Origin of the sequence: Lachnoclostridium sp. An14 (genome assembly GCF_002160755.1) — a bacterium.
In the GTDB taxonomy this organism is placed as follows: domain Bacteria; phylum Bacillota; class Clostridia; order Lachnospirales; family Lachnospiraceae; genus Lachnoclostridium_A.
In genome coordinates, this window is record NZ_NFLE01000006.1 from 1 (window position 1) to 17,008 (window position 17,008).

The window sequence follows — 17,008 nt, forward strand, 5'->3', positions numbered from 1 at the left end:
ACAAATGGATGCTCTTTTTTCATTCACTTGATAGGTGAAAAGCAATATTCAGTTAAAATACAGTAACTATGTGGCTTTCAGCCACATTCGTGGCAAAGTCGTGAATAATTCAGGTTTAAGTATATTTCTTGTCTTAAATTGGGATTTAACAAACTCAGTTTATTAAATCCTATACCTATAGCCCCAATTATTGCCGCAATAGCTACAGCATAAACTACATTTATTAATATCGCTATTATACCGTTTGCTTTCTTCGCACTCTCTATCTGTTGATACGGGATTTTTTCTGTTGTTTCAAACATAAGCACATCAGATACAAATGAAATTACAACATGGTCATTTTCTAATTTTACATTTGCATCTGGATATGGATAAAATATCTTATAAATGTCTTCAGCCGTCAATTTCTTTTTTTCATACTTTGTCTCTACAACTATTTCATATATACTAACGACGTTTTCCGTTCCCTTTAATGTATTATATAAATCTATTCTGAGTTTAGTATCCCTGCCATATGGAACATCAAAAGTAAGTTGTGTTTTCTCATTTATTCCTTCGTGCTGTAGGGTCTGTACTCCATCTGTAAACGGATATCCTTTTTTTCCATTATCATAAAACAAATCATATCTTCTATCTTCGCTGTCCTTTACAGTTATTGTAATCACTTCACCGAAATCATTTTTATTGATCCATAGCCGAAAAAAAGTCACGCATAAAAATATACATATTAAACCAATTATTATTCTTGTTCTTTTCATAATACCGTACAATTCCCGCAACTGACCCCCCAAACCCAGTTTGCTCTGTATTACTTTCAAAGTAATACAGAGCCTTTTTACTTTCCGTAACACCTAAATGGTTCTAAATTTATTTCAAAAGATTTACATCAATATTGGTATCCCACTTTATTCCCGGTCTCTTCTTATGCATCTCCCATTTCATATTCCATTTCTTCTCAAATTTTTGTTTATTTTCCTCATATAATTTCTTAAAAGTCTCATCCTCCAACTTTTTAAAGGACACGCTCTCAAAGTGATGAATATACGCATCTTCCGCAATGGTTAATTCATATCCCGCTCTTTTTACCATTTCCGCATAATCATCATCTTCAAACATTCCTATTCCATACGACTCGTCTAATAATCCGCATTGCTGAATAACCTGTTTGCGAATCATAGTACAGAATAAAGCCAGTACACGCACATCCCTGAATTCCTCATTTAAATGCTGCGTCGTATACTGATAAGCAAATAAGTCCAAACCTGGAAAATCATGATAATCCACCTTTATCTTTGCCTCATTACCAATAGAATTAGTAACCGGCCCACACATACCAAGTTTCGGATCATTTTCCAAGTGCTTACTCAATGCCGTTAACCACCCTCTCGTGACTATCGTATCGTTATTCAGCAGAACCACATAGTCTCCCGAAGATTCTTTAATACCAACATTATTCCCAGCCGCAAATCCCATATTTGATTCATTCAAAATAATCTTTATTTCAGGATTTGTTTTCTGCAACTCCTTCAAATATTCTCTTGTCCCATCCTGTGAATTGTTATCCACAATAATTAACTCATAATTGGGATAGGCCGTTTTACTAAGAATACTATTAATACACATTTTATTAATATCCCGATTATTATACGTCAAAACAACAATGCTGATTCTTGGGGTTGTATTTTTGCAAAGTGCCGCAAACATCTCATATCGTTTTTGCCAATCATTTTCTCTAGCAAATTGCACACATTCATCAACACTTGCCAAAGTATCCTCACCCGTCAAACACAATTTTACATACTCAACAAATTTATCTTTGTCGTTTGACATATATACATACTTATTTTTATATGGCTCTAATTCTGGAATTTCCGTTGCTACAATTTTTTTACCAGCACTTAAATACTCATAAAATTTGACCGGATTTGTTGCTTTAATCAAATCTGTTGATGTATCAAAGGGAATTAAGCAAACGTCAAACGTTTCCAGATACTGCGGCAAGTCTTTGTATGGTTTTTCGCCCAATAATTTAATGTTCGGATACTGAGACAGCTCCTTGTTCCATTTTGTAACATTCCCAATAATCACAACATCACAATCCGGAATATTCTTTGCTAAATGTAAAACCATCTTGTATTCAAACCATTCCGCGACAGCACCATAATACCCTACAATTTTCCTGATATTATTAGTCTTTTTTAAGGCACAATTAAAATGATTAAATTCCGTTCCATTGCGGACAATTTCCACTTTATCTTGATATTTCTCTGCAATCTCCTGCAAAAACTTAGAACTGGCTATAATTTCATCTGACAGTTCCAGCAAGCGTTTGCAATTTTCTTCCACTAATTTCTCTGCCGGATTCAAAAACCCTGTATAGTCATCCATATAATCCGTAATAATTTTAAATCCGTAATTTTCTCTAAAATAATCAGCCGCATAAATCCAATTTGGATAGTCTACGATAGTAATAGCATCACGAATACAATATTGATTCGCAACAACATCCAATTTCGCATACAGATCTGGTAATTGATCCTTCCAATCCGTGAGATGAATTGCGCTTTCTTTTTCATTATGAATATTTATTACATACAGATTATCATCTATTTTGCGTATTTCATCCGGTTTATAATGATTCGCATTGATGTAAAATACTCTATGTCCATTTTTAGCAAATCTGACCGCAAAGTGCTGAGGTCTTTGGAATCTAAAATCATAATCTATTACTCCCAAAATAATTACATCAAATTTGTCATATGGTTTCTCCAACACCTCCATATAAGAATTCATCAAATGATACTCTACTCGATTGGCTCGTGCTAACCAAGTATTCCGCTCAGCAATTTCCCCTGCTTGTTCGGCCGCTATTTTTTTTATATCTTCTTTTGTAAAATGATCTAAATAAAATAGATATTCATCCACACCGTTAGCGCACGCCACAAATTCACAAACTTCCTTTTCCATCTCCTTCATCCTGGAAGTCACTACAGGCAATCCCATTGCACAATACTCATAAAATTTAATTGGCGAAACGCAATCCATCTTTTCATTAATGACAAATGGTATTGTAGCCACATCAAATAGTTTCGCATAATCTGATAATTCTTTATAAGGTTTTAAACCCAGTAAATGAATATTGGGAACATTCTCAATCTTTGAAGTATCATAAATTGCTTTCCCGATAAAAACAAACTCGTACTCTGGCCTTAACTGAGCAGCTTGTCTTACCATATCATAATCCATCCATTCTGCGAGATAACCATAATACCCTATAATTTTATGCCCAGTTGCCACTATACCCTTCATATCTTCAGGAATATAATCCTCATGAATGTTTACAAATTCATCCGGATTAACACCATTAGGCAGATAGACTGCATCTTTCCGTTCTTTTAAACACTCCAAAAGAGGCGTAGCTACGTAGCTGACACATTCCGCTTTGCGCTCATAGTTTTGATGAAGTTTATAATAGCTGTCGTCATAATATGGGAATAAATCCAGTTTATCAAGAATGTGATACCAAATCGTCTTATTTTTTACACTCTCAACAAACGCTAAAGAACCCATCCACGTAAGTAAGATCGTTACATTTGTATCTCCCACTGCTCTTAAAAATTCTTTTTCATGTACAATAATAACGTTTTCTTCAACCTCTCTAAAAGCATCTTTTAAATTTGGATGCTCGCAAAAGAAACACAGCCATCCTGTTTGCGCAAATGCACGTAATAGTTGCTGCGGTGTCTGTAGCGGTTCCCAATATACGACATGAGGGTACACCAAAATCCCTTTGTATTTTCTAGAGGCTATAATTCTCCGAATTTCATCAACCTCTTTTTGATCATATTCACCGACAGAAAGTCTAATTTTCTCTTTAGATAAATGTTCCCCTAACGGAGTATTTAATGAGTCTCCAAAACCAATAGTATCCTCTACTAAAGTTTCTCCTTCTTTTTCTAGTATTTGAACTATACCATATAGAGGATTATACCGGCGATCTGCATCACCACCATTTCTTCGTAGCTGAGACATAACCCATTTGCGATACCGTTTCTTCTCCTCCACAGTGTTATTAAACCCCTGATATTTCGTTCGATATAATAAATGCGTCATTTTAAATAACTTTGAGCCCAGCATTTCATTACACTTTGCCAATGCTTCGTGAATAATTCTTTCTTTTTGCTGTAGCTTAATTCGAACATCAGTTAAATTTTGATTGCATTCGATCAGCCTTTCTTCTGATTCTTTTTGTTGTATTGTTTTCTCCTCTAACTCATCTATCGTTTTGCATAATTCATCATTCTTTATTTTCAACCGTTCTTCTGTACTCTTTAATTGTTCTTTTGTGTTCTGCAGCTGTTCTTTATAGTGTGATATTTCTTCCGTACTATTTTTAATTTTATTCTGAAACTGTGTCTGGAGACGCGCGCATTCTTCATGACATTCTGCAAGTTGTTTTTCCAGTAACTCAATCTTCCTCTGATACGTTTCCTCTATCTCCCCTACCTTCTGCCTATCAGCCACTAATCCGTAATTTTCCGTAGTAAGATCAAAAATCTGTGTCTTAGTCTCCGTATCCCCTCTGTATTCACTTTCTTGTGATACTTCGATCACTTTACTTTTTAATGCACTGTAGACAGCCAAATACCCCTCACTGTCCGGCAAAAAGCCTTTCTCCATTAACAATTCGTATAAATCATTTAAATCTCCTGAACCTTCATTCGCTACTAACATATGATTCGCTGACATCCCTGACGTATTAAGATAAGAAACATTCACATTTTCAAATCCCAACCTTCTAAGAATAATGTCATAATCATCTCGTAAATACTCTATCCCATATTCCCATTTCCCTTTGCTCATCAACCGGGCCCGCATCAAATTATAGGAAATACTTTTAGAATTAGGTACTACAAAAAATACGCCCTTTTTCGCGTAGCTGGCTGCATTCATAATTGCGATCTGCAATTCATGATCCCCAAAATGCTCCATTACTCCACTATTCCAAGCTAAATCATAAACCGAGTCCCCCATGTTTTTTTCCATCAAATCACCATGAATAAACTCGCCCTCTAATTGATACAGCCGATACGTTTCTTTCGCTTTTTCTAAAGCAGTATCACTAAAATCCACTAAAGCGGTCTTATATCCTTTTTGAGCAAGGCACGCAGACAAGTGACCACTTCCGCATCCTAATTCCACTAAAGAGGCGCCCGGATAAATCCCTATTTTTTCTAATTGTAACGCTATTGCATCTGCAATTTCTCGCTCACTATTTTCAATTTCTATTTTGTAAGTCTCCGCAACTTTATCCCATGTTTCTACTAACGGAACTAATTTGTTATCCATTTTGATCCCTCTCTTTCCGCATTTCTCATATACAAACAGTTTTTGCTGGCCCTTCCAATACGTATTCTCAATCTCACTTGTATCTATTACCTTTTCATACACTAAACAAAAATCTTTTATTTGAACCGGAAACGATTTCTCATCAAAGTAGTTAATGTGTGAAGGCTCCCCACTACAATCTTTATACGGAACCATAATAATGACATATCTTTTTGCAATTAAACACATCTTTTCAATATAATGCAAATAATTTTCCAAATGCTCTAAAACATTTGAACATATTACAGAGTCATATTTTTTTTGTATATCTTCAAAATCCGTACAAAGAAATTTTATATGAGGATATTTGTTTCTTGCTGCCTGAATTGCAGAAAAAGAAATATCTACCCCTTCTACTCCATTTCCAAATACCTGTTCAAAACAGTCTGTTGCCTCCCCTTCGGCGCATCCCAAATCGCAGATACTGACCCCATCTAAATTTTTCCTAACCTTGTCCGGTAAATTTTCAATTAAAACCTTCCCAAAAAACTGAGTCTGTCCTTCTCCATCGAACGATTTCCACATTCCCTGTGAAAAATACATTTCCCACCATTCATTAGAATTAATGGCGAAATCGTCTATTGTCATTTTCATTACACCTTCTCTATTTGTTTACCGTCAACCTGCCAAATGTGTTTCATGCTCACGATTCCATATTCTGTTACACGATCTGTCGTAATGTGGAACTCAAGAACACTGCACACCGCATCATATAACACTCCATCCGCCGACTGTATTCCGACGTCTAAAAAATACTTGCCCGGAAGTAATTCATTTTGAGTCAGTTGAATTTGAACCTGTCCCTTTTCTTGGATGCTACTTGGTTTTTGCGAATCCAGCATCACTCCTGATCCGTAACAGTAAATTCCATCATCTCTCGCAATTCCAATCGTGAAATCGGCTGATTCTACCGGTTTGTTTACTTTGTAATCTACCAAAACAGTGATAGGCTCTCCTGTTTTATAAATGTTCTTACCCGTATTGTCATTTAGCATAGCAACATCTACAATTTCAACATCTCGGTTTCCGCTCCGAATCACTCTATCACTCCAAGAACTTTTTTGTTTTTCCTGATTGGATAACTTTTGCTGTTGATTTTTTTTATTATCGACTTTTGATAAGCGTTTTTCTTCCATAGACGCTAAATATTTGTCATCTATAAATTTAGGTATTCCCTCCTCCTTTATTTTGCCATCCTCTATCCAAATCACTCTATCACATATCTGTTCAATTTGCCCCATTGCATGAGATACAATTATAATTGTCGCTCCTTCTTTTTTTATTTCTCTTAATTTTTCCATACATTTAGTCTGAAAACCAATATCTCCAACCGCAAGTATCTCATCAATCAGCAAAATATCAGCATCCACATTAATAGCTACTGAGAAAGCAAGCCTCATATACATACCAGACGAATATGTCCTTACTGGGTTATCAATAAACTCCTCTAGTTCTGAAAATGCTATGATTCTTTCTAGTCGATTATCAATTTCCTTTTTGGTTAGTCCCAAAATTGAAGCATTCGTGTAAATGTTCTCTCTCCCAGACATATCTGGATGAAATCCGGCACCTAATTCCAACAAACTGGATACCCTGCCTTGAATTTCAATGCTACCTTCTGTAGGATACATGATTCTGCTCAACATTTTTAACGTAGTGCTCTTTCCGCATCCATTCTTGCCGATTAAGCCAACCGCTTCACCCTTTTTTACATTAAAACTAATCCCCTTAAGAACCCACCTATCTTCATATTGATTTCTCTTACGAAAAAGAATTTTCTCTTTTAAATCATTCCCCTTATCTAAATAAACTTTAAATTTCTTTTTCAGATCTTTTACTTCGATAGCATTTTCCTTCTGCATCATAATTCTTCCACAAACCCTTTTTGTAATTTACTGAATACATAGTTTCCAACCAGCATTGCCAAAATGCCAATCAATAACGCCTGAAAAAGCGTAGCAATTTCGGGTACTGTCTTATAATATAATATATCCCGATAAACGATTATAACGGGTGTCATAGGATTCAAATAAAATATCGGCAGAAACTGTTCTGGGACCATATCAACGGAATACATAATGGGCGTTAAATATAACCACGCCATAGTAATTATGCTTAAAATATGTTCCAGATCTCTAAAATAAACGGTTAGTGCTGAAGTAATCAAAGCTATACCTAATGCCAATATATATTCTACCAACATAACCACAGGTAAATATAAGACAGCTTGCAAGTTAATCCCATACCCCGAAAAAATCAAAACCGCAAAAATAACCACAAAGCTAAGTAACATATTTACAAAACAGCTAGTAACACTTGCTATGGGCAAAACTTGCCTGGGAAAATAAATTTTCTTCACCATATCCTGCTGCTGCAACACACACATAGCCCCATTCATGATTGAAGAACTGAAAAACAGCCATGGTACAAGCGCGACAAACAAAAATAAATAAAATTTCTCAATACCCGCTCTCATAATCACCGAAAAAACTATGGTATACACCACAAGTTGCAAAAGCGGATTTATAAATGTCCATAAAAACCCTAATACCGAACCTTTATATCTCCCTCGCAAGTCACGCCTCACTAAGCTTTGTATCATCGTTCGATATTCATATATTTCCTTTATCGTTTTCAAAGCCTCTGTCCTCTCATTGTTACAATTTCTCTGTCAAAATATCTGCAATCCTTTTACACGCAAAGCCATCCCCGTAAGGATTGCTGGCATGGCTCATCCTTGCATATTCATCACGGTCCGTCAACAGTGTTTTAAACTCTTTATATATCGTTTCCTCATACGTACCAACAAGTTTTAATGTACCTGCCTCTATCCCTTCTGGACGCTCTGTTGTATCTCTCATAACCAAAACAGGTTTTCCCAAAGAAGGGGCTTCCTCCTGAATTCCGCCACTGTCTGTCAAAATCAAATAAGATCTCGATAAAAAGTTGTGAAAATCTAATACTTCAAGCGGTTCAATAATATGAATTCTATCGTCATCCCCCAGCACATCTGCTGCTGCTTTACGGACAACTGGATTCATATGAATCGGATAAATTACCTTAATATCCGGGGTCTCGTCCACGATTCTTCTGATTGCCCTAAACATATGATACATTGGTTCACCCAGATTTTCTCTCCTATGCGCAGTCAGCATAATCAGTCTGCTCCCCTTTGCCCACTCAAGTTCTGGATGACTATAATTGTCCCTTACCGTTGTCTTTAAAGCATCTATCGCAGTATTCCCTGTAACAAATATCGTCTCTGCCCTTTTTCCTTCCTTGAGCAAATTATTCTTTGCCTTTTCTGTCGGCGCAAAATTAAATTGAGAAACGATTCCTGTTGCTTGTCTGTTGAATTCTTCAGGATAAGGTGAAAATATATTATACGTGCGCAGTCCAGCTTCTACATGACCTACTGGAATCTGCAAATAGAATGCAGATAACGCCGTAGCAAATGTAGTTGTTGTATCTCCATGTACTAACACTACATCTGGACGCTCTTTTTCCAAAACACTCTTTATTTTTTCCAGAATAGAAATTGTTACATCAAACAAAGTCTGCCTGTCCTTCATAATTGATAAATCATGCTCTGGCTTTACTTCAAATACATCTAATACCTGATCTAACATCTGGCGATGCTGCCCGGTTACACAAACCACAGTTTCCAATTCTGGTCTGCTCTTTAACTCCTTCACTAACGGACACATTTTAATTGCTTCTGGTCTAGTTCCAAACACTAACATCACTTTTCTTTTCATTTCTTATTTCCTCCTCTAATATTTTAATAATATCTTCCGCTCTACATTGCCAACTGTTAGCCTTAAAAAAATCCTGAAGTTCCTCCTGATTTTTGAACGGCTTTTCCAACTCTTTTTTTGATAATGCTATCAGCTCCTCTATAGTATCATAACTATACACCCGTTGGTCATATTTCTCTATTTCACGGCTATGTACAGCAATTACTGGTTTATTACACGCCAAATATTCGTATATTTTCACTGGATCAATGGTGTCTAAAAGTTCACTTTTCTTAAATGGATACAAACACACATCAAAAGACTCTATCCAACCATTTACTTCTGACTTCGGAACCTTACCATAATATTTTACATTTGGTTCATCTATAACTGGCATATAATTAGGGCCTACCAAGATAATTTCCGCGTCCCGGTTCGCTAGTGCCAGCCTGCGTACGCCTTCAACATCAAACCAATGTCCTATCATTCCAATATAACCAATCCGTTTCTTTACAGAAATCGGAATAGCTGTTTCTCCAAAATACTGTTTCTCAAATCCCACTCCATTAGGAACCAAATACACAGCCTGCCTTTTTTCATTTAAGTCATCTAAAAATTTATGAGCTGTAACAAAAATAACATTTGCTCTTTTTACAAGTTTGCTGTACATCCGTTTTAAGAATTTTTTTATTAGACGATTTTGTGTAAGCATTACATTATCATCCATTTTATCATAGACAATAAACCGTTTCTTATCATTAACAAATAAACGAAACCAACCTTCATATCCAATCCATACAACATCCGCCTGTTCCAGTAATGGACGAATTTGAAAGCTTTCTTCCCAATTTCCTAAACCAAATATATCAAATAACTTTAACTTTTCATGAACATTCGTCTTTCCTGATAATCTGACAATATGCAGATTTGACGTGTGTTCTCGCTCAAATCCTCGATATTCTCCATTTCCTTTTAACATACACCTCATCAAGCTAACTGTTGGTTCAACGTACCAAATTTCATTGCTTTTTGACAGTTCCTCCGCTAAGCACTGTGGCCTTTGTTTGATTTCATCAAAAGGAATCGGAGCAAAATACACTATCTTCATCTCTATTTTCTCATTTCTTCAAATGTCTCATATATATATTTTTTCTTACCATTTTGATACTCCCTGTTACAAAGGCATTTCCCCCAATACACCGCCGTCCGATACCCATAAAGCGGCCAAATCTCCCACCGTTTCATCCCCAAATACTCCCTGCAATAATAAATCTCACTGCACACGTTGCAGGTATAGGCGAAAGCCTTTACCCGCTCCGTCGTTTTGCCATGGAGATGATGGATTACGCTGCCGGGATAGTACACCGTTTTCCAACCGGCGCGTTCCATATGGATTCCCAGGATCAGTTCTTCCTCATAGAGAAAGGTGTTCTCATCCAGGGGCGTCACATCCAGGGCGCAGGCGCGGCTCATCATGAAACAGCAGCCCATCACCGCGTACACAGAAAAGGTTTCCCGATCGTAGTCGTGTTCCCGCCCCCAGTACCGGCGGTTGTAGCCTGGAAAAAATATGTGAAAACGGGTTCTCAGAAGGTATTTTTCCCTGGGGCCGGTTTTAAACATCATGCACTCCCGCTGGAGTTTCCCGTCGCCCAAAATAATCTTCGGACCCACAATTCCCACATCGGGATGCGCATCCAGATAAGATTTCAGTCCGGAAATGCTGCCCGGCTCATAGCGGACATCCGTATTGCTGATCAAAATGGCGTCACAGCCATCTTCCAGAGCTTTCTTTATCCCAATATTGTTCCCGGCAGAGTAGCCGCAGTTCCTGTCACTTTGCAGCAGCCTGACTCCCGTTTCCCGCAAGTAACGCAGTATGGCGGCAGACGGCCGTTCCGGCGACGCATTGTCCACCAGGTAAATACAGTAACCGGCACTCTGTTCCGAACGGCAGATGCTCTGAATACATTCTTCCGCGTCCTGCCAGCTGTTATAATTTAAGATGACAATTCCTATCATGAAACCTTGCATTTCCTTCTTCTTGTTTTCCATTTCAGGAGCCACCCTTTGGGAATCAGTCCCACCGCCAGCGGACGAAACACGTAGGGCAGTCCCCGCGGCATAAGCCCCAGACAGCAAAATCCTCTCCAGCGGACTTTCGCCTCGTCAATCCGGTACCGGTATTTATCCTTTCCCGTATTGATGGTATATCGGAGAAGGGATTTCTGCAGGTTATAGCCCTGATAGCCTTCCGCGTAGAGCCGCATATACAAATCGTAGTCCTCCATCCGCCTGGTACTGGCATCCGCGCGATAGCCGTTCACCTTCTCCAGGCATTCTCTGCGAAACATCACAGCCGGATGGACAAACTGATTTCCCGACAGAAAATCCCGTTTTTGCGGGCATTCCTTCCGGTGCCAATAGTCCGGGATCAGCCGCTGTCCGTCAAATCCGTCGATCTGACCGGAGACAAAGGCATATTCTGGATGAGCGTCGAGGAATTCCACTTCCCGTTCCAGACGGTCCGGATAACTGACATCGTCGTCGTCCATCCTGGCGATATACTCCCCAGAGGCCTTTCGGATACAGCGGTTTAAAGTCGCCGCCAACCGCAGGTTTTTCTTGTTTTCTAAATAAACAATCCTGGAATCCTTTCTGGCCCAGTCTCTGATCTTCTCTCCTGTATTGTCGGTGGAACAGTCGTTGCAGATGATTAGCTCCCAGTCCCGCAGGCTCTGATCCACGATGGACTGCACCGCCCTGTCCAGGCTGGCGGCCCCATTGTATACTCCCATGATTACAGATACCTTGACTTTTCTGTTCATGTCTGTCCTTCCAGCGAACTGTAAATCGCTCTCATCTCTTTTTCTACCTGTTTCCGGCCAAAGGGCCGGATCGCCTCCCTGGCTCTCTTTCCCATGGTTTCCCGCAGATCGTCCTGTTCCAAAAGCAGTTTCAAATCTTCCGCCATAGTTTCGCCGTCATTCACCTTCACCAGATACCCGGTCTCTCCCGGAGAGATCAGATCCCGGTTACCACGAATATCCGTTCCGATCACCGGCAGGCCCGCGCCCATGGCCTCCATAACCACCGTCGGGAGCCCTTCCCGGTAAGACGGCATGAGAAACACGTCCGCGGCCCCCAGGATTTCCCTTAAGTCCTCCCGGTATCCCAGGAACCGGACACAGGACTGTAAGCCCAGCTTTTCCGCCTTTTCCCGCAGCAGGCTCAGGCATTCCCCTTTTCCGCAGACCATATACACGAAAGGCCGGCTCGTCCTGTTTTTTAATATGCCCAGTGTTTCCAGCACCATCTGCTGATTTTTATTTTTATTCAATTCCCCTGCCGTTATCAGCAAAATTTCATCCGGTTTTACTCCCAGCTCCGCCCGTTTTGTTTCCCGGTCAAAGGGCTCCGGCCGTTTCAGCTCAATGCCGACCCCGTGAATCCGCGCTGTACGCTTGGCATGAAAACCTTTGGCTCTCACATAATCCTCATGGTTGATCGTAACCTGAACATCGGTGTACCTGGAAAGCCATCTCTCAATGGGATAATAGATCAGCCAGTTGAGAACCGGCGCCCCCTGAAAAAAATGAAAGCCGTGGGCTGTATAAACCACAGGCCCGGTATGCGTCGCATGAGCCGCCAACCGAGCCAGAGCTCCCCCCATAGGAGTATGACAATGTACCAGCTGAAACCGCTCCCGTACCATCAGCTCTTTCAGCTGGCGATACGCAGCCAGATTTTTCCGGCTGTAGGGACTTCTCTCAAAATCCACCTGGTGGCGTATGATTCCGGTCCCTTCCAGTCTGCTGTTGTCATCTCCGTATGAGGGCATATGATAATTTGCCGCATAATGTACCTCATACCCCATTTCCTGAAGTATGCGCACATTTCCCATTTCAAATTGAGGGACAAATCCGCTAACAGTTGTCACCAGCAGTGCCTTCTTCATCCTTCACACCTTCCGTACTTTCTTTTAAAAGCATAATCTTGGGCGTCATAATAATCAGTTTCAGATCCAAAAGTATGGAATAATTCCGAATATAGGTGAGATCCAGTTTCACCTTATCGTAGGGCGTAGTGTTGTACTTTCCGTATACCTGGGCATAGCCGGTAAGTCCCGCTTTCACCTTCAAGCGATAGGAAAACTCCGGGATCTCCGCCTCAATCTCACTCATCAGCTCCGGACGCTCTGGCCTGGGGCCTACGATGGACATATCCCCTTTCAGGATGTTGTAAATCTGTGGCAGCTCATCCAGTCTGGTTCGCCGCAGCAGCTGCCCTACTACTGGCAGAATCCGCGGATCCCTCTCTGAGGCAAGGCGCGGCACGCCGTTTTTCTCCGCGTCCATGATCATCGTACGGAATTTGTAGATTTCAAATTCTCTCCTGTCCTTTGTGAGACGCACCTGCTTATATAAAACGGGACCGCCGTCCACCAATTTTATGCAGATGCCAATAACTGCAAAAAACGGGAGCGTAATGATGATCGCCACCAGGGACCCAATGATGTCCAACGCCCGTTTCATAAATTCCTGTTCAATGGAAAGTCCGTTATTTCTGGACAGCAGCAGCGGCGAATCAAACAAATTCAATTCATCCGAGCTTTTCAGAAGAATATCCGATATTTTCGGAACGGTGTAGGACCGAATATTGTTCTCGTAGCAATATTTTAAAATGCGGTTGCGGTCATGGGACGGAATATCGCCCACGATTACGCTGTCAAACGCCTGGACCCGGTCCACAAAAGCGTCAAAGCCCTGTTTGTAGCTGATTTTATCCTGGATCTCGTACTTGTCCTCTCTGGTATTGATCTTTTCCATCAGGTGATAGTCCGGCCGGTCTCCTGTGATCAAAAGCATCCGCCGCGGCGGATACATCCATCTGTACAACCGCTGGAAAACCAATGTCCAGACCACGATGATAAATGCCTCTACCAATGTCATTAACAGAAGAACCGCCGGAGAATAAAATCTCTTATCCAAAACGGCAATCTGAAAATATGTAAAGGTATTTGTAAAACACACAGACAGGATCTGGGAATAGATCAGGTTTCCATTTTTCAAATATCCTACCTTGTAGCCTCCGTACAGTTTCATAAAAAAGATCAGCAGGACGCCGTACAGGCAGATCATCATCCAGTTTCCCCTTCTGAAAAAGGGCGCCTGGAGCATTTGTCCGTTAAAGTAATCCGTCCACACGTAGGCGTACACCGCCACCATCATTCCTGTGAGCACTGCCGAAAACAACAGCTTTACCAGGCGTTTGTATTTCTCCTGTATTTTCATTGCAGTTCATTCCTAACTTTTAATTTCCTGTAAACCTTTCATCCGGAAAATCCGGGCGTTTCTTCACAGTTCTCGCCCCATTATAGCACAACTGGGCTGACAAGTATATCTTATCAGCCCCTAAAAATATTAGAAATTCTTTAATAAAATGTTAATTCGCCCTGATTCTGGCAGCGCCGACCGCCAGGAATCCCCATAAAAACGGAGTCACAATGGGGAGATCAATGTTTACTAGCGCCTGCGCCGAATAACAGAGGACAGCGGCAAACACCGCCAGCGTCACCGGTTTTTCCTTCACTGCCGACGCGAACCGTTTCAGGGATCCGATCAAAAACACCAGATACCCCGCCAGACCAATCGGCCCGATAGTCGCGAAATAGTGGATATAGGCGTTATGGGCGCTGTCATAAATCTGGCCGGTGGCGTAGTGCATTTCCATCTTGTTGAACTTCGTTGTGATGATGCCAAAGGTATCCGGCCCATAGCCCAGGACGCGCTGCAATGGGGTAAACTTGTTTCGGTAGTCCTCAAAGGCAATCCGCCACACAAACCCTCTCTGAGTCCCCCAGTCGTCATCAAACACCAAGAACTGCCCCAACGCCCCATACCTCTCCCCATGCCCCAGGAAGTTGGCATCCACAAACATCACAGCCACGGCCAGCACCGCTGCGATCATCGCCCACATCCAGATCCGCCGCGGAAGCGGGCTTAAGGGATCGTCTGAGAGCCCGTCTCCATCCCCATTCTTTCCTGCCTTCTCCCGTTTTCGATCCAGCACAAACAAGGCAACTGCCGCCAGCCACAGAGCCGCCGCCAGCACGGGAAGTCCCGGCAGAGTGGTCACCACGCCGCCGATGCCGGAGAGGCCAATCACCGTTTCCTCCATGGCCACATTCACCCAGCCCACCCAGGCGGCAGCACTGAAAAAGACCGCCAGGATCACCAGATACCGGCGCAGCCCCATCCTGGTTTTAAACAGGAAGAAGGGCAGGCTGATAAACAGGGCCGCCACTGCCAGATAACCGTTGTCACTCTGGGAGGTGATGAGGGCGGCGCTGGCGATGGCCAGGTGGAGAAAGTACCACAACGCCCGTTTCCCGTTTTTCTCTACGGCAAACAAAGCCGCCGCCACCGCCAGGGCCATCCCCAGAAAAGCGGTGAAGGTATTGATGTTTCCAAAGGTGGAGGTGAAAATGTCCGCCGTTATCTGAGGCACTCCCACCTTATAGCCCATAATGTCCATGCGGAAATAGTCCGTGATGCCAAACAGCCCCGCCAGAGAGGAGGACAGCAGAAAGGCATCCAGATACCACTGCCGAAACCGCAGGAAACGGCTCAGCAGAAAATACATAACCACGTACAAAAGCAGCAGGAAAAAGCCGGAATACCGGCCCTCGTTGCCCCAGAAGGATTCGTACAGGTACTCGGAGGTCAGGGTGGAAAGCAGGGCAATGACGATAAACGTCAGCAGGCCCCGCTCGCTCACGGGAAACACCGCTTTCCAGTTGGACGGTTTCATGCGGGAAAAGAATTTCTTCATCCCCGCTCCGCCGTACTCCATGCGGTCGATAAACAGCCACGCCAGACCGGCCAGCAGACAGACGGCGGCCAAAACCACCACCATCAGCCAGAAAAACTTGTACTTGGCCCGCAGGATGTTGCTGTAGTTTTCACTGGTAATGTACAGGGGAAATACGAACAGCAGAAGGAGCGTGGCGATGGCCGTCACGTTTCCCACAAACCCAGAAATCACCTGTGCCAGGGTATCCCCGGTTCCGTTTGCCTTCCCATTTGATTTATTTTGTGCCATTCTGAAATCTTCCTTTCTCCCCGTTCTTTACCTGCGCAGGCCACGGATCATCCAGATCACCAGGCCGATCACCAGAATCGGCCACAGCAGGGTCGCCAGTCCCATCACCAGAGACATCACCAGCATGAGGACAGCGAAAATAATTACCCAAAACAGCAGCTTCCAATACCATTTATCCAGGTTGTAAACGTGAAATCCCCGGGGCGGCTCCGGCCCTCTGGATCCGTTTCCATTTTCCGCGCCGCCGTAGGGATCTCCTCCGTAGGGGTTTTCGCCGCCGTAGCCGTTTCCGGAGTTGTAGGCGCTCTCCCGGTAGGCGTCCCCGTAAGGGTCTCCCGTCCCGGCCTCGCCGCCTGCGGCGGCTACGTCAATAATCGTCTTGGCGATCACCCGCGCGCCTCCCAGCTCCTCAATGACCTCCCTCTCGCTGCGGCCTTTTCGCACTTCATCAACGATATAGGCATCGTAATATCTGATATTTTCTTCTATGATGTTCGGGGCAACCTCCCCGGACAGAGCCTCTCTCAGTGTCCTCAGGAACTCGTCTCTATCCATAACCTCTCCTTCGTTTAAATAAATAAGTGTGCGCTTAGCGCACACTCGCGCCGGAGCGCGGCTGCGCTAGCAGCCATTTTCCTTTGCGCGGAGTGCGCCTCCTTGCGGAGCATTCTTATTTAACAGGAAACGCAGTTTTCTGTTAAATAAGTGTGCGCTTAGCGCACACTCGCGCCGGAGCGCGGCTGCGCCAGCAGCCATTTTCCTTTGCGCGGAGTGCGCCT

12 protein-coding genes are annotated in these 17,008 nt (G+C 42.4%); all 12 read right to left on the bottom strand.

Going from position 1 to position 17,008, the window contains the following annotated elements; genetic code table 11:
- Nucleotides 1–77 precede the first annotated feature (77 nt).
- The 12 genes from B5E84_RS04905 to B5E84_RS04960 all read right to left on the bottom strand — a co-directional run bounded on the left by B5E84_RS04905 (nt 78) and on the right by B5E84_RS04960 (nt 16,784).
- Complete coding sequence (locus B5E84_RS04905) at nt 78–758, bottom strand: hypothetical protein (protein ID WP_143469175.1); 681 nt, start codon at nt 756–758, stop codon at nt 78–80.
- A gap of 109 nt (nt 759–867) precedes the next feature.
- On the bottom strand, nt 868–5,982 hold the full coding sequence (locus B5E84_RS04910) for a glycosyltransferase (protein ID WP_087220065.1): 5,115 nt from the start codon (nt 5,980–5,982) through the stop codon (nt 868–870).
- Nucleotides 5,982–7,253, bottom strand: coding sequence for an ABC transporter ATP-binding protein (locus B5E84_RS04915; protein WP_330374175.1), 1,272 nt, complete (start codon nt 7,251–7,253; stop codon nt 5,982–5,984). Before B5E84_RS04915 ends, B5E84_RS04910 begins: the two co-directional genes overlap by 1 nt.
- On the bottom strand, nt 7,250–8,026 hold the full coding sequence (locus tag B5E84_RS04920) for an ABC transporter permease (protein WP_087220071.1): 777 nt from the start codon (nt 8,024–8,026) through the stop codon (nt 7,250–7,252). Before B5E84_RS04920 ends, B5E84_RS04915 begins: the two co-directional genes overlap by 4 nt.
- Nucleotides 8,027–8,045: 19 nt before the next feature.
- Nucleotides 8,046–9,146 (bottom strand): non-hydrolyzing UDP-N-acetylglucosamine 2-epimerase, encoded by a 1,101-nt coding sequence (wecB, locus tag B5E84_RS04925; protein WP_087220074.1) that lies wholly within the window; start codon nt 9,144–9,146, stop codon nt 8,046–8,048.
- Complete coding sequence (locus B5E84_RS04930; protein ID WP_087220077.1) at nt 9,112–10,233, bottom strand: glycosyltransferase; 1,122 nt, start codon at nt 10,231–10,233, stop codon at nt 9,112–9,114. The genes wecB and B5E84_RS04930 overlap by 35 nt, the downstream gene beginning before the upstream one ends.
- 2 nt (nt 10,234–10,235) lie before the next feature.
- Nucleotides 10,236–11,147, bottom strand: coding sequence for a glycosyltransferase family 2 protein (locus tag B5E84_RS04935; RefSeq protein ID WP_087220080.1), 912 nt, complete (start codon nt 11,145–11,147; stop codon nt 10,236–10,238).
- A complete protein-coding gene (locus tag B5E84_RS04940) occupies nt 11,144–11,953 on the bottom strand; it encodes a glycosyltransferase family 2 protein (protein WP_087220083.1) in 810 nt (269 codons plus the stop codon). The genes B5E84_RS04935 and B5E84_RS04940 overlap by 4 nt, the downstream gene beginning before the upstream one ends.
- Nucleotides 11,950–13,083, bottom strand: a complete 1,134-nt coding sequence (locus B5E84_RS04945; protein ID WP_087220086.1) for a glycosyltransferase family 4 protein — start codon at nt 13,081–13,083, stop codon at nt 11,950–11,952. Before B5E84_RS04945 ends, B5E84_RS04940 begins: the two co-directional genes overlap by 4 nt.
- Entirely contained in the window at nt 13,052–14,419 is a 1,368-nt protein-coding gene (locus B5E84_RS04950) for a sugar transferase (protein ID WP_087220088.1), read from the bottom strand. Before B5E84_RS04950 ends, B5E84_RS04945 begins: the two co-directional genes overlap by 32 nt.
- 151 nt (nt 14,420–14,570) lie before the next feature.
- Nucleotides 14,571–16,229, bottom strand: a complete 1,659-nt coding sequence (locus B5E84_RS04955) for an O-antigen ligase family protein (protein ID WP_087220090.1) — start codon at nt 16,227–16,229, stop codon at nt 14,571–14,573.
- A 27-nt stretch (nt 16,230–16,256) separates the two neighbouring features.
- Nucleotides 16,257–16,784: a DUF1700 domain-containing protein gene (locus tag B5E84_RS04960; RefSeq protein ID WP_087220093.1), complete on the bottom strand. Its 528-nt coding sequence runs from the start codon at nt 16,782–16,784 to the stop codon at nt 16,257–16,259.
- Between the last annotated feature and the right edge of the window lie 224 nt (nt 16,785–17,008).

What these genes read in the sequence shown, in the direction of transcription:
- wecB (WP_087220074.1), bottom strand. Translation starts at nt 9,146, where the DNA reads ATGAAAAGAAAAGTGATGTTAGTGTTTGGAACTAGACCAGAAGCAATT.
- B5E84_RS04910 (WP_087220065.1), bottom strand. Translation starts at nt 5,982, where the DNA reads ATGAAAATGACAATAGACGATTTCGCCATTAATTCTAATGAATGGTGG.
- B5E84_RS04915 (WP_330374175.1), bottom strand. Translation starts at nt 7,253, where the DNA reads ATGATGCAGAAGGAAAATGCTATCGAAGTAAAAGATCTGAAAAAGAAA.
- B5E84_RS04960 (WP_087220093.1), bottom strand. Translation starts at nt 16,784, where the DNA reads ATGGATAGAGACGAGTTCCTGAGGACACTGAGAGAGGCTCTGTCCGGG.
- B5E84_RS04950 (WP_087220088.1), bottom strand. Translation starts at nt 14,419, where the DNA reads ATGAAAATACAGGAGAAATACAAACGCCTGGTAAAGCTGTTGTTTTCG.
- B5E84_RS04955 (WP_087220090.1), bottom strand. Translation starts at nt 16,229, where the DNA reads ATGGCACAAAATAAATCAAATGGGAAGGCAAACGGAACCGGGGATACC.
- B5E84_RS04930 (WP_087220077.1), bottom strand. Translation starts at nt 10,233, where the DNA reads ATGAAGATAGTGTATTTTGCTCCGATTCCTTTTGATGAAATCAAACAA.
- B5E84_RS04905 (WP_143469175.1), bottom strand. Translation starts at nt 758, where the DNA reads ATGAAAAGAACAAGAATAATAATTGGTTTAATATGTATATTTTTATGC.
- B5E84_RS04935 (WP_087220080.1), bottom strand. Translation starts at nt 11,147, where the DNA reads ATGATAGGAATTGTCATCTTAAATTATAACAGCTGGCAGGACGCGGAA.
- B5E84_RS04940 (WP_087220083.1), bottom strand. Translation starts at nt 11,953, where the DNA reads ATGAACAGAAAAGTCAAGGTATCTGTAATCATGGGAGTATACAATGGG.
- B5E84_RS04945 (WP_087220086.1), bottom strand. Translation starts at nt 13,083, where the DNA reads ATGAAGAAGGCACTGCTGGTGACAACTGTTAGCGGATTTGTCCCTCAA.